Here is a 12,012-nt window from a genome sequence, read left to right as displayed (position 1 = left end):
ACTATTTTGCTTTTTGATAATACAGTTTATTAACCAGTTCTTTCAGTTTGGTCTTAGCGGCATTCAATTGTGATTTTGAGGTGCCTTCAGAAATCTTTAGCATTTCGGCTATTTCTTTATGCGAAAAACCTTCAATGACAAAAAGGTTAAACACAGTTTTACAGCCGTCAGGAATGTGGTTTAATAAATTCAGTAAATCTTCTTCTTCTAATGTATTCAGTTCGTCGACAGAAGGTTGCGAAAGCAGTTTCACATCATCCAAATACATATTAAAGTTGGTTTCTTTTCTAATCGTCGCCAAACAATGATTTACAGTTATGCGTCTTGCCCAAGCTTCAAAAGCATAAGCTTCTTTTAACTGTTCTAGTTTGGTGAAAATAGTAAAGAAAGAATCGGCCAAAGCTTCTTCGATTTCCTCTTCCTTTTTTAAATATCTTTTGCAAAGGCGGTACAACTTTGGCGCCATGTATTCGTACACCTGACGCTGGGCATCGCGGTGCATTTTTTTACAGTTTGCTATTTGAGTTTCGTTTATCACAATTGTTGTCTTTCTTATATAGAGAGATAAAAAGATAAAAAGGTTGGGACGAGGGTGAAAAAAATATTAAAATATTTTTTTTAGGTTCAAAGTTACAAAGCTACAAAGTTACAAAGGTTTATTGTAGAGATGCACTGCAGTGCATCTGACCGTAATCATTCTCCTAAACAAATATCATTATAAAATTCTACGATTTCTTTAATGTCTTCGAAAATCCATTTGTCGCTTTTTAGTTTTTTGACGATAAAATCGCAGTCAGCAAAAACTTTCGAAGTGTTTTTTCGCCAAGCATTTATGACACCGCAGTTTAAACACGTTGGATATTTGTCTTTTTGTTTTTTGACATAATAAAATACGGAGGGGTCAGGTAAATTTCCATAAGGGTTATATGGCTGCAACTGCATATCTGAACTTACTTGAGATTTAAAGTCTGGATTTATGTTTGTGCCTCCAGAACTTGTTGGACGATCATCGTATGGATTATAAATTTGGTCGAGGAGACTAAAATCTGAACCAAACTTTTTATATAAAGTCGCTTCTCCTTGGGTAATAATTTCTACCAGTTTAGGTTTGTCCAAAGAATTTAGTTTTACATATTCGAAAGTTCTGGCAAAACCAAAATCTACAAACTTAATTTTTTTAACAAATTCTTCATCCCAAGTATCAGGTTTGTCTTCGGGAGCAACTTTAAATTTTATTTTGTTGAATTTTAAATAGGCTAATCCTTCAATCGAATCACCATCTTTAAAATAAAGTATCGCTTCTTGTTTTTGAGAATAGCTTTTTAAGCTGATAATAAAAAGAATAATTAAAATTTTGTAGAGTTGTTTCATTAACAAGAATATGTTTTTTATGATTTAGAGAATCTATATAAAAAACTTTGCGAATCTTCGTGATAAACAATAACACAAAGATTCGCAAAGTCTTGTTATTTTGCAATTTGAAACTTAGGGTTCCCAACTTGCCATAAGGCAAAGGCATACATGTCGGCTTCATCTCCAAAAGTAACATCCAAATCACTAGAGTGGTGACCATTGACATAATTTACATGTAATAAAATCGGATTGGTCGAGCTGTTGTAGTTTTGTAAAATAGCGGCAAATTTACCTGGTTCCCACGGAGTAACTCTAGGATCGTTAATACCAGTACGAATTAAAACTGCGGGATATTTTTCTCCTTTTTTCACTTTGCTTTGTGAGTCCATTTCTAAGATGTGCTTCGCCTCTTCCTCATTTTTTATTGAACCTATTTCTGGTATTTGATTAGGACCGTTAGGAGTCGTTTCCATTCTAATGGTATTAGTATCTCCAACTTCAATTAGTGCTACCTTAAAAAGGTCAGGACGTTCTGTAATAGCTCTTCCGATTAAGATGCCTCCCATGCTAACTCCATTTCCTATAAGCTTTTCTTTAGAAGTGTATTTTTCATTTATCAAATATTCTGTGCAAGCAATAAAGTCTTTCCAAGTATTTGGTTTTTTAGCTTTCATTCCGTCCTTGTGCCATTTGTCTCCCTTCTCGCCACCACCACGTACATGCGCAATGGCAACAACGACATTTTGTTCTAACAAAGTCATTAAAGAGGGACCAACAAAATAAGGAAAATCGCTGCTTCCATAAGCCCCATAACCAGTGATATAACATGGTGTTGAACCGTCCATTTTTATATTTTTAGGATACATAATGGTTAACGGGACCATCACACCATCGTGACTAGGTATTTCTATTTCTTTTGTAGCAAATTTTTTTGTATAATCTGGATATAGACCACTAGAAGTAAATTCGGTGGCTTTTTTTAATATTCCAGTTTCGGCATTATAATCATAAGTGGTTGAGGGAATAACCCAGCCGTCAATAAAAAACAGCATATCATCATTCTGACGTGGACTTAATGAATAACCTGCAATAGACCCTACAGGCAACGGTACTCTTTTAGTTTCTAAAGTTTTGCCATTAACCTGAAAAATTTCCTGATTGATTCCGTCACTCAAATTATAGTAAATGAAATTTTTAGATTTTCTTATTCTTCGTACTACTCTGTCATTTTCCGGAATAAGAATTGTAGGATTTTTAAAATCAGGGTTTTCTATACTTGTGTAGCCTAGTTTATAATTGGGAGCATTTTTGTGGGTGAGAAAAAATATCTTGTCTCCAATAATATGGCTTCCGGATATTTCATCTTCATATTTAATCAGTGGTTTCCAATTTATTTTTGGTTTTGAAAGTTCTGAAAATGGAGCATAAAATGATAATTCGTCACTTTTTGTAGATCCAATGGTTAAAATAATATAGGAGTAATCATTAGAAAATGAGATTTTAGGAAATTGCTCAGTAAGAAGATTTAATTCAGGATTGTTTTCTTTTGAAGCTAATATTTTATCTGTTTTTGAGTCTGTTCCAATAATATGTAATAATGCTTTCATGTTTTTTAGAAAATCATCACTGGTATTATCTCGGGTAACCATTTGTGTATATGTTATGGCCTTACTATCTGGCGTAAATTCAAAAGGGAATTCGCTCCAAATAGGTGTAAGTTTATGCGAAAGGAACTTTTTCGATTCAAGATCCATAATTTGTAGATCACAAACTTCTGCACCGTCTTGAGAGATGGTTACTGCCAATTTTTTATTGTCAGGACTAATAATAAAACTTGTAATAGTTGCCCCTTTTTTGATCGTACTAGGATCTATCAATAAAATTTCGGCTCCGTTTTTACCTTTGCGAAGGTACAATTTATCGATATTTTCATTTTTTTTATTTTTAGTATAATAATAAATATCTCCAACCTGCCTGATGTAACCGTATTGATCTCCACCCAAAGCTTGAATTTCTTTCATTCTTTTAAAAAGGTCATCACGTCCAGAAATAGTTTTTACAATAGAATTTGTATAATCCGATTCGTCTTTGAACCATTTTTGAACCTCAGGACTATTCATGTCTTCAAGCCATCTGTATGAATCGGTGATTTTTGTTCCAAAATAATCATCTACGACAGGACGTTCAGGAGTAGTAGGATATTTGTACTGAGCTTGTGTGACTTGATTTGTAATAAAAAGTAAAAGAGCGAAAGTGGTTTTTCTGATCATTAATTTTAAATTCGTTTATCTTAGTTTATTTGGTGTAAAAGACGCTATTTTAAGAAAAATGTTACAATTTATTTAAGAGGCAATGTTAATTTATAAATCTTTGTTTCTAAAACTTCGGTATCATTATCTTCACAAAGCAAAAATTCGATTTTATTGTTTTCTTTTTTATAGAAAGTCAGACCTTCAAATTTATTGGTTGAGGTGATTTTTTGAGTAAAATCGATTTTCATGGTTTTTACGTCAATTCTTCCGATGAAACTTCCTAAGATTTCTCCGTCATCATAAGTTGATTTTGTGTCTTCGGCAGTTGAAAGGAAATAGATTTTATCATCAACTAAAATGGCATCGGTAAAACTGGAACGAACGCCTTTTATTTTTGGAAGTTTATAATTCACTGAAATCAGAGCAAATTCTTCTCCTAGATTTTTGGCGTGAATGGTAAAAATCGTGTTTTTGTTAGAAACGTCATTTCCGCGATTGAATAAATACCAGTTTTCGCCATCAAAAATAGCGCCTTCTAGATTAAAATCTTCTGGTTTTATTTCGCCGAAATTCTGCATTACAGCATACAAATCAACTAAATTATTCTTCTGTAAAACGGTTTTCGATTTTGTGTCAAACTCAATCATTTTGTTTCGGTTTTCAGTTGAACCAGAGCCAAAAACATAAAGCGTATCATTATGATGTGTGATTGACTCAAAATCGGGTTTTAAGTTTTTCGGAATATTCTGTGTTGGATTATCAATCAAAGCATGCTGATTTAGTTGCTGATTTTGCATATTGTATTCGTAAAGAAATCCGCTGTTGTCGCCAATAACATAAAGTGCATCATTATTGTAAAATAATCCCGATGCTGAGCCGATTCCGATAATTTGAAATAATATTTCTAATGTGAATTTTTCCATGAATTTTTGTTTTGAAGTCTTTGAATTATCTTGACTTTATCTTTTTAAATGTATTGTTTTTTTCGGCTTCTGAAGTTATTTTTTCAAGAATATCAATTACTCGCTTACTTCTTAATTTGACGTTGTGATCGTAATTTATATTTACTTTTGAATTGTCTTCTCTTTTTAAATTGAAACTGTCAAAATGTTTTTCGATGATTTGATTACTTATTAGTATTTTAAAATTTTGATGACAAGAATGGTCTACCCCCAAATGATAAATTTTATTGTTAGATTCTTTATAGGCAAACCGCTTAATTTCTTCTTTTTCAATAATGCCTTTGTTTGGAAAAAACATATGCCAAAAAATGTTGTCATCATCTAAACTCGCGGCATATTCTGCACATATACTTATTTTTGTCAAATACTTTCTTCCTTTCTTAATCCAAAAAATATAAACTGGATTATTTGGAAAATCTTCAAAACAAAATTCATTGATTTCAGATGGACTTAAATCATAAGCTTTAACACTTCCAACACAATATTTTTTATAAATACAAATTGTATCTATTTTTTTAGATTGAAGTTCTTTAGTATAATTAGAAACTAATTGATCAATTGTTGCTTTGTTATTTGTTTGAGCATTTCCGATATATATAGTAAAAAACAGCAACAAAAATAGAATTCGTTTTGTCATTATGAATTTGAAATATTTGAATTGTTCTTTTGAAAATAAGTGCCTAGCCCTGATAGTAATGGAAATACTTTGAAAAGAAATTGCATTTTTTCCTGACATAAGAAAGCGACCAACGGAAGCTCTTGTTATGGCTTTGGAAAAAAGCTATTTATTGAAAAGTATTGCAATGGATAGCAGGAATATGCTTCGTAAAAGTAGTATATTTATGATATAAAATTTGAAAATATGAAATCAATAGACCCGAAAGATTTTAAAGTTGTAGATAAAATAAAGCTCAAAGAAATTCCGACTGTTTTGAATGTCAACGCAAATGACGATGAAAAAGAAGAAAAACTAGATAAAGTTCAAGCCAAATTGAGCGATTTGCAAGACGTAATGTATGCGCACAACAAATACAGCGTTTTGATTTGTCTTCAAGGAATGGATACTTCGGGAAAAGATAGTTTGATTCGAGAGGTTTTTAAGGAATTTAATCCGCGTGGAGTAGTGGTGCATAGTTTTAAAACGCCAACTTCGGCAGAACTGGAACATGATTATTTGTGGCGTCATTATATCGCGCTTCCAGAAAAAGGAAAGTTTGCTATTTTTAATAGGACACATTATGAAAATGTTCTGGTGACACGCGTGCATCCTGAATATCTTTTGGCTGAAAACCTTCCAGATATTAATTCTGTTGATGATATTACGCCTGAATTTTGGGAAAATAGAATTGGGCAGATCAATAATTTTGAAAAGCATATTTGCCAAAATGGAACAATAGTAATGAAATTCTATCTTCATTTGAGTAAAGAAGAACAGCGCCAGCGTTTGTTACGTCGTTTGGAGGAAGAAAAACACAATTGGAAATTTTCTCCAGGTGATTTGAAAGAACGTGGTTATTGGGACGAATACATGAAGTATTATGAAGAAGCGATCAATAAAACATCAACACCTCATGCGCCATGGTATATTGTGCCTGCAGATGATAAAGAAATGTCACGCTATATTGTAGCGAAAATTATCTGGGAAGAAATGAAAAAACACACCGATATTAAAGAACCTGAATTGGACGAGAAAACGGCTATAAATATCGAGCTCTATAAAAAGGAACTTGGAGAGAAATAATTTTGATAATTGAGATAATTAGTCCATGAGATAATTTTTTTGTAAACCCGACAGGTTTTTAAAACCTGTCGGGTTTATTTTATATCCGAAAATTTTTAAACTGCTTTTGTAGATTCCATTGGTCAAAACAAAAACGCAGTTCGTCAAATTAATTTCAATATTGCTTATGGTTTGTGCTTCTTTGCTGTTTGTTTAAAAAATATAGAACTATTTTTGAAGTCAAATTTTCTCAATAAATTATTTATAGATGATCGCAATCAATAAAAATAGGCATTGGATATTTTTAGTCTTTTTTTGGAGTTTGTTAGGCATCACGATTTGGGCGCAGATGATCGAAGATTACGATTTTTTGACGGCTACGATTCAGGCTATTTTGGTTTTGTTTTGTTCTGCCGTTTTAGCTCATATTTTAAGTGATGTTATACTGCCCAAAGCGCTAAAACAAAATAAAATGAGCTCGTTTGCCGTACAAAGCGTTGTTGTTGTACTGCTTTTGGCATTTTGTCTGTCATTGATTTATATTGTTTTTTCTGATTCGGTTATAAGAAGGAAGGCATATCCTGAAGAAGCAGATGTAGATTCTCTTCATTTTTTATGGTCGCGATTTTACGGCAACATTCCGTCAGCGATTTTAATTTGCGGCACCGCTTGCGGGCTCCGATTTTATCAGGAACATAATGTTATAGAAAGAAATCATGCGCAATTGCAGCAGGTTCATCTTGAAGCTCAAATCAAGATTTTGCAAGATCAGATTAATCCGCATTTAATGTTTAATGTTTTGAACCATATTCATATTCTGATGCAGAGCAATGTAAAGTTAGCTTCAGATTTATTGGTTCAGTTTTCGGATATTTTGCGTTATCAATTGTATGAATGCAATAAAGAATATGTGTCTTTGCATCTGGAAATTAAATATTTAAAAGATTTAATTGCCGTTGAAGAAACGCGCTGGGGAAATGAATTGGAAGTAAAAAGCAAATGGAATATAGAAGACGGACAGCTTCATATCGTACCGTTGCTTTTGGTTCCGTTAATTGAAAATGCTTTTAAACATGTTTCTCGACTTCCAAATCAAAAAGGATATGTGCATTTGTCTTGCGAACAAATAAATCATCAGCTGAATTTTAAAATAGAAAATTCATATACTGAGCAATATAAAATTCCGTCTAAAAGTCAGGGATTAGGACTTGAAAATGTAAAGAAAAGGCTGACGATTCAATATCCGGAAAAACATCAATTTAATATCAATAAAACGGATTCTAATTTTACAGTTATTGTGACCTTAGATTTGAAGTGAACTTTAGCCACAGATTATAAAGATTAAAAATGATTTTATTTTAGCCACGAATTACACGAATTAGCACGAATTTTTAATCTTCAAAATCTTAACATATTGCTTTGTGCTCTTAGCATCCTTTTAAAAATTAAAACTTTGCGAACTTTGCGTATCCCGATAGCTATCGGGATTGTGTTCTTTGCGTTAAAATTTTTAGCCACTCCCGATAGCTATCGGGATATAAAGATTAAAAAGGATTTTATTTTAACCGCAAATTACCCAAATTAGCACAAATTTTAATCCGCAATGCTTTGTGATCTTAGCATCCTTTTAAAAAATTAAAACTTTGCGAGCTTTGCGTATCCCGATAGCTATCGGGATTGCGTTCTTTGCGGTTAAAGAAAAAATCTGCTAAATCTGCCAAATCTGCGAGAAATAAACACACACACAAACCAGAAAAAAAACTATGAAAATGAAATGTCTCATTATCGACGATGAACCTATAGCAAGAAACGGAATAGCAGATTTTGTTTCTAAAATTGATTTCCTTGAAACTATTGGTACTTGTGCTTCTGCTCTAGAAGCGACTTCGTTTCTTCAGGAAAAGCAAATTGATTTGATGTTTCTGGATATCAATATGCCTTATCTTACGGGATTGGAGTTTCTGGAATCATTAGAAAATCCGCCTTTAGTGATTTTTACAACCGCTTATTCAGAACATGCTTTAGATGGATATCGTTTGCAGGTGGTAGATTATTTATTAAAACCTATTACGTTTCAACGATTTTATCAAGCTTCTTTAAAAGCTAAGCAATGGCATCAGATGATTAACTCTCCGAAGCAAAATCAATTGGATCCGTTTTTATATGTGCGTCAGGAAGAAGGATTTCAGAAAATTTCTTGGATAGATATTTTGTATATCGAAGGAATGCAAAATTATGCAAAGCTTCATTTTAAAGATAAAGTGCTGATTATTCATCAAACGATGATTTCATTAGAAGAAACACTTCCCAAAGAAATTTTCTTTCGAATCCATAAATCATTTCTCGTAAATGTTACGCATATAGATTCTATTTCTGGCGGACGTTTATTTATAAAAGGACAAGAACTACCTATTTCAAGAACTCGCCGTGAGGAATTATTGAAAGAGGTAGTCTATAAAAACTTATTAAGCAGGTAGCTCTAGAATTTCCATTTCAGCGCTATTGCTCCATAAAACGTAGTGGTGAATCTTGGATCGGCAATATCTTTTTCCTTGAAAATTTCTTTAATTTTTCGGTTTGTTGTCGAAAAACTACGAAGAAGAGTAGTTCCTCCAGTTGGTTCTAAAATCCAATGCTTTCCAAATTTCATCTGAGGTCTTAAGCCTGCAATTATTTGCTGATATCCAAGTAGTGTAGATTTATTTCCAATTTTGGTTTCAGCTGTCATTCCGCTTATTTCGGCTACTGCTTTTAAGTCAAAAGTATCAGACATTCGATAGCCAATTTCTACACCTTCTGGAAAAGCAACTTTAAAATGTAAAGCTCCTGTAGATTCCCAGTTAAAATAAATTCCAGGAAGAACCATCGGTACACCAAAACTATTAGTCAGAACTGGACCTGCACCCAAAGCCAGTTTAGGATTAAATTGTTTGATAAAAAGAATTCCACCTTGAAGCAGGACATCGTCTTTATTAATTTCAACCATATCTGTATAAACGCCTACAGAAGCCATTATTAACAGCGACCACGAAGAAGAAATGGAACGCAAATGCTTGATTCCAATTTGTGTATTGAGCAATTCATCTGGAAATCCGCCTTGAAATGCTGCGGGAAGATCTTGAATATTATAGTTTCTGTTTTCCATTTTGGCATAACTGCCACTAAAAAATACTGACCAGAGTTTTGGATGATCGTATTTGTCCATTTTTAAAGATAGCGGAACTTCAAAAGCCAATTGCGCTCTTTTAAAATTGCTTTCGGCATTTGTTTTTGTGCTGTCCATTGGTCGTACATATTTAGAAAAAGGGACATAATCGACCTTGAATTCACCTGAAATTCCAGATTGTGAGCGTGCAGCAAGGGTAGCCAGTAAAAAAAGAAAAAGCTGCGAAAGATAAAAAACTGTTTTGTTCATGATTTGATTAATTTTTCTGCGAATTACCGCGTTCTAAATCAATCCCAAAAAATCATTTGACTACTAGCACTTTTCTTTTGACCAATGGTATAAAATAAAAAACCCGACAGACTATTTAGACTATCGGGTTTTTACCAAAAACAAAATAATAAATTAAACCTATTTTTTAGAGTTGAAAACCATAAGCAACACGCAATGCTACCTGATTGGTTCTAAAATCATGATAATCTTCGTAACGAACACTTAAATCAATGTATTTGTTGGCATAACCAATTCCTGGAGCCCATAAAAATGTGGTTTGATTGTACCCATTTGTTACAGCAAAACCAGCACCCAGTTCTCCTAAAACATAAAATTGATCTTTTAAGACAAAAGCTTTAAAACCTGCTTTGGCCGGAATAAATCCAAGATCTTTTATGTCATTTCCAAGATCGTCTTTTCCCATAAATAAATTCGTAAAACCTGTTGTTAAGGTCAACGATGTTTTTTTGGAAAGATCATACTGTAAACGAACATCTCCCCCAAGAGACCAGTCGTAATCATTGTCGGTTGGCAATCCCCCATTTAAGCCAAAACCTAATCTAAAACCTTGATCGTAATTTGTTGCTTCTGTCTCTTGAGCAAATGTGGTGTTGGCGAATAAAAATGTGAAAGCAGCTAGGCATAACATCTGTAATTTTTTCATGGCTTATATTTTTGAAATTTCTATGATGTAAAATTATATGCAAGCCATTTGGAGTTTGTTATACAATTTTTAAAAATCGTTACATAATATTTAGTTCATCTTATTTTTGTCTTAAAATTGGGATATATTTTTATAGATAGGATAGAATTCGAAGCTTCTGACTATCTTTGCGCACAAAATAGAATAGAAGTGAATTTAAAGCAGTACACTAAAGAGTTTTCGTATAATTTAAGACTGGCATATCCTGTTATTTTAGGAATGGTCGGACATACCTTAATTGGTATTGTCGATAATATAATGGTTGGTAAAATAGGAAGCACAGAACTAGCGGCGGTTTCGCTTGGAAATAGTATGATTTTTATCGCCATGTCTTTAGGGATTGGGTTTTCTACAGCTATTACGCCAATTGTTGCAGAAGGTGATGCTGAGAAAAATGACACTAAAATTCGCTCTGCTTTTCATCATGGATTATTTCTTTGTACCATTTTAGGAGTGGTGCTTTTTACGGTAATTATGTTTGCCAAACCAATAATGGAATTGCTGAAACAGCCAGCAGATGTTATTGTATTAGCAAAACCTTATTTAGGCTGGGTGGCTTTTTCTCTAATTCCGTTGGTAATGTATCAGGGATATAAACAGTTTGCAGACGGAATGTCATTAACCAAATATTCTATGTATGCCATGGTAATGGCAAACGTTCTTCACGTTGGTATAAACTATGTTTTAATTTACGGAATTTGGATTTTTCCAAAAATGGGAATTATCGGCGCTGCTTTAGGAACGGTGATTTCAAGAATATTTTTGGTAATGTTCATGCATATTATGCTTTCGAGAAGAGATGATTTAAAGCGCTTTTTTAAAGGATTTAGTTTTAATGAAATAAAAAAGGCAACTATAAATAAGATTATCAGCATCGGATTTCCTTCTGCAATGCAGATGCTTTTTGAGGTGGTTTTATTTACAGCCTCTATCTGGCTTTGTGGGAATATTGGAAAAACAAGTCAGGCGGCAAATCAAATTGCTTTGAGTTTGGCATCGATGACTTTTATGTTTGCAATGGGATTAAGCGTTACTTCTATGGTTCGTGTCAGCAATCAGAGAGGTTTGATGGATTATAAAAAACTAATTGTTGTGGCACGTTCTATCTTTTTGCTTGCTATAATTTTAGAAACCATTTTTGCGATTTTCTTTATCGTTTTCCACGACTATCTGCCATATATTTTCTTGAATATGGAAAATACAGGACAAATTTTAGATAACGAAGAAGTGATAGGAATTGCTTCAAAACTGCTTTTAATTGCAGCAATTTTCCAGATTTCTGACGGAATACAAGTTGTGGTTTTAGGAGCATTGCGCGGATTGCAGGATGTAAAAGTACCAATGTACATTACTTTTGTGGCCTATTGGGTTATTGGTTTTCCGATTTCGTATTATTTAGGAGAACACACCGAATTAAAGGCGCAAGGAGTTTGGATCGGACTTTTGGCAGGTTTAACCGCAGCGGCAATTTGTTTATACATTCGTTTTCATTACTTAACAAAGAAATTGATTACCAAGTCAGTTTCAAATAACTAAATTTGAATAAAAACAAGTCAAAGATCATAAAGTCTAAAGTCAGGAGAAAT

11 protein-coding genes are annotated in these 12,012 nt (G+C 33.1%); 4 read left to right on the top strand and 7 right to left on the bottom strand.

Going from position 1 to position 12,012, the window contains the following annotated elements; genetic code table 11:
- Position 1: 1 nt before the first annotated feature.
- From PQ463_RS13045 to PQ463_RS13025, 5 genes are all read right to left on the bottom strand, one after another.
- Complete coding sequence (locus PQ463_RS13045; RefSeq protein ID WP_008468024.1) at positions 2–502, bottom strand: RNA polymerase sigma factor; 501 nt, start codon at positions 500–502, stop codon at positions 2–4.
- Positions 503–693: 191 nt separating this feature from the next.
- Positions 694–1,371 carry a hypothetical protein gene (locus PQ463_RS13040; RefSeq protein WP_274254095.1) on the bottom strand — a complete coding sequence of 226 codons (678 nt, stop codon included), beginning with the start codon at positions 1,369–1,371 and terminating at the stop codon, positions 694–696.
- A 95-nt stretch (positions 1,372–1,466) separates the two neighbouring features.
- Positions 1,467–3,623: a prolyl oligopeptidase family serine peptidase gene (locus PQ463_RS13035; RefSeq protein ID WP_274254094.1), complete on the bottom strand. Its 2,157-nt coding sequence runs from the start codon at positions 3,621–3,623 to the stop codon at positions 1,467–1,469.
- A 68-nt stretch (positions 3,624–3,691) separates the two neighbouring features.
- Positions 3,692–4,528, bottom strand: a complete 837-nt coding sequence (locus tag PQ463_RS13030; RefSeq protein ID WP_274254093.1) for a DUF6929 family protein — start codon at positions 4,526–4,528, stop codon at positions 3,692–3,694.
- A 25-nt stretch (positions 4,529–4,553) separates the two neighbouring features.
- Positions 4,554–5,303 carry a hypothetical protein gene (locus tag PQ463_RS13025; RefSeq protein WP_274254092.1) on the bottom strand — a complete coding sequence of 250 codons (750 nt, stop codon included), beginning with the start codon at positions 5,301–5,303 and terminating at the stop codon, positions 4,554–4,556.
- Between the two features lie 126 nt (positions 5,304–5,429).
- Between PQ463_RS13025 and PQ463_RS13020 the strand changes: the two genes are divergently transcribed.
- The 3 genes from PQ463_RS13020 (at position 5,430) to PQ463_RS13010 (ending at position 8,764) form a co-directional block, all read left to right on the top strand.
- Positions 5,430–6,308: a PPK2 family polyphosphate kinase gene (locus PQ463_RS13020; protein WP_274254091.1), complete on the top strand. Its 879-nt coding sequence runs from the start codon at positions 5,430–5,432 to the stop codon at positions 6,306–6,308.
- 247 nt (positions 6,309–6,555) lie between these two features.
- Complete coding sequence (locus PQ463_RS13015; RefSeq protein ID WP_274254090.1) at positions 6,556–7,605, top strand: sensor histidine kinase; 1,050 nt, start codon at positions 6,556–6,558, stop codon at positions 7,603–7,605.
- A gap of 445 nt (positions 7,606–8,050) precedes the next feature.
- Positions 8,051–8,764 carry a LytR/AlgR family response regulator transcription factor gene (locus tag PQ463_RS13010; RefSeq protein ID WP_274254089.1) on the top strand — a complete coding sequence of 238 codons (714 nt, stop codon included), beginning with the start codon at positions 8,051–8,053 and terminating at the stop codon, positions 8,762–8,764.
- A 2-nt stretch (positions 8,765–8,766) separates the two neighbouring features.
- On the opposite strand, the gene PQ463_RS13005 is transcribed toward PQ463_RS13010, so the two are convergent.
- Together PQ463_RS13005 and PQ463_RS13000 are read right to left on the bottom strand one after the other, a co-directional pair.
- Complete coding sequence (locus PQ463_RS13005; RefSeq protein WP_274254088.1) at positions 8,767–9,702, bottom strand: DUF6268 family outer membrane beta-barrel protein; 936 nt, start codon at positions 9,700–9,702, stop codon at positions 8,767–8,769.
- A gap of 166 nt (positions 9,703–9,868) precedes the next feature.
- The gene (locus PQ463_RS13000; protein ID WP_274254087.1) at positions 9,869–10,387 is read right to left on the bottom strand and encodes a hypothetical protein; all 519 of its coding nucleotides are present in this window, start codon (positions 10,385–10,387) and stop codon (positions 9,869–9,871) included.
- Positions 10,388–10,576: 189 nt separating this feature from the next.
- Here PQ463_RS13000 and PQ463_RS12995 point away from each other — a divergent pair, with 189 nt between their 5' ends.
- Entirely contained in the window at positions 10,577–11,962 is a 1,386-nt protein-coding gene (locus PQ463_RS12995; RefSeq protein WP_274254086.1) for an MATE family efflux transporter, read from the top strand.
- The last annotated feature ends 50 nt before the right edge of the window (positions 11,963–12,012 follow it).

Origin of the sequence: Flavobacterium sp. KACC 22763 (assembly GCF_028736155.1) — a bacterium.
In the GTDB taxonomy this organism is placed as follows: Bacteria; Bacteroidota; Bacteroidia; order Flavobacteriales; family Flavobacteriaceae; genus Flavobacterium.
The sequence above is the reverse complement of the archived record's forward strand: the minus strand, read 5'-3'. Positions and strand labels throughout refer to the sequence as shown.

What these genes read in the sequence shown, in the direction of transcription:
- PQ463_RS13035 (WP_274254094.1), bottom strand. Translation starts at nt 3,623, where the DNA reads ATGATCAGAAAAACCACTTTCGCTCTTTTACTTTTTATTACAAATCAA.
- PQ463_RS13030 (WP_274254093.1), bottom strand. Translation starts at nt 4,528, where the DNA reads ATGGAAAAATTCACATTAGAAATATTATTTCAAATTATCGGAATCGGC.
- PQ463_RS13040 (WP_274254095.1), bottom strand. Translation starts at nt 1,371, where the DNA reads ATGAAACAACTCTACAAAATTTTAATTATTCTTTTTATTATCAGCTTA.
- PQ463_RS13010 (WP_274254089.1), top strand. Translation starts at nt 8,051, where the DNA reads ATGAAAATGAAATGTCTCATTATCGACGATGAACCTATAGCAAGAAAC.
- PQ463_RS13015 (WP_274254090.1), top strand. Translation starts at nt 6,556, where the DNA reads ATGATCGCAATCAATAAAAATAGGCATTGGATATTTTTAGTCTTTTTT.
- PQ463_RS13045 (WP_008468024.1), bottom strand. Translation starts at nt 502, where the DNA reads ATGCACCGCGATGCCCAGCGTCAGGTGTACGAATACATGGCGCCAAAG.
- PQ463_RS13000 (WP_274254087.1), bottom strand. Translation starts at nt 10,387, where the DNA reads ATGAAAAAATTACAGATGTTATGCCTAGCTGCTTTCACATTTTTATTC.
- PQ463_RS13020 (WP_274254091.1), top strand. Translation starts at nt 5,430, where the DNA reads ATGAAATCAATAGACCCGAAAGATTTTAAAGTTGTAGATAAAATAAAG.
- PQ463_RS13025 (WP_274254092.1), bottom strand. Translation starts at nt 5,303, where the DNA reads ATGTCAGGAAAAAATGCAATTTCTTTTCAAAGTATTTCCATTACTATC.
- PQ463_RS13005 (WP_274254088.1), bottom strand. Translation starts at nt 9,702, where the DNA reads ATGAACAAAACAGTTTTTTATCTTTCGCAGCTTTTTCTTTTTTTACTG.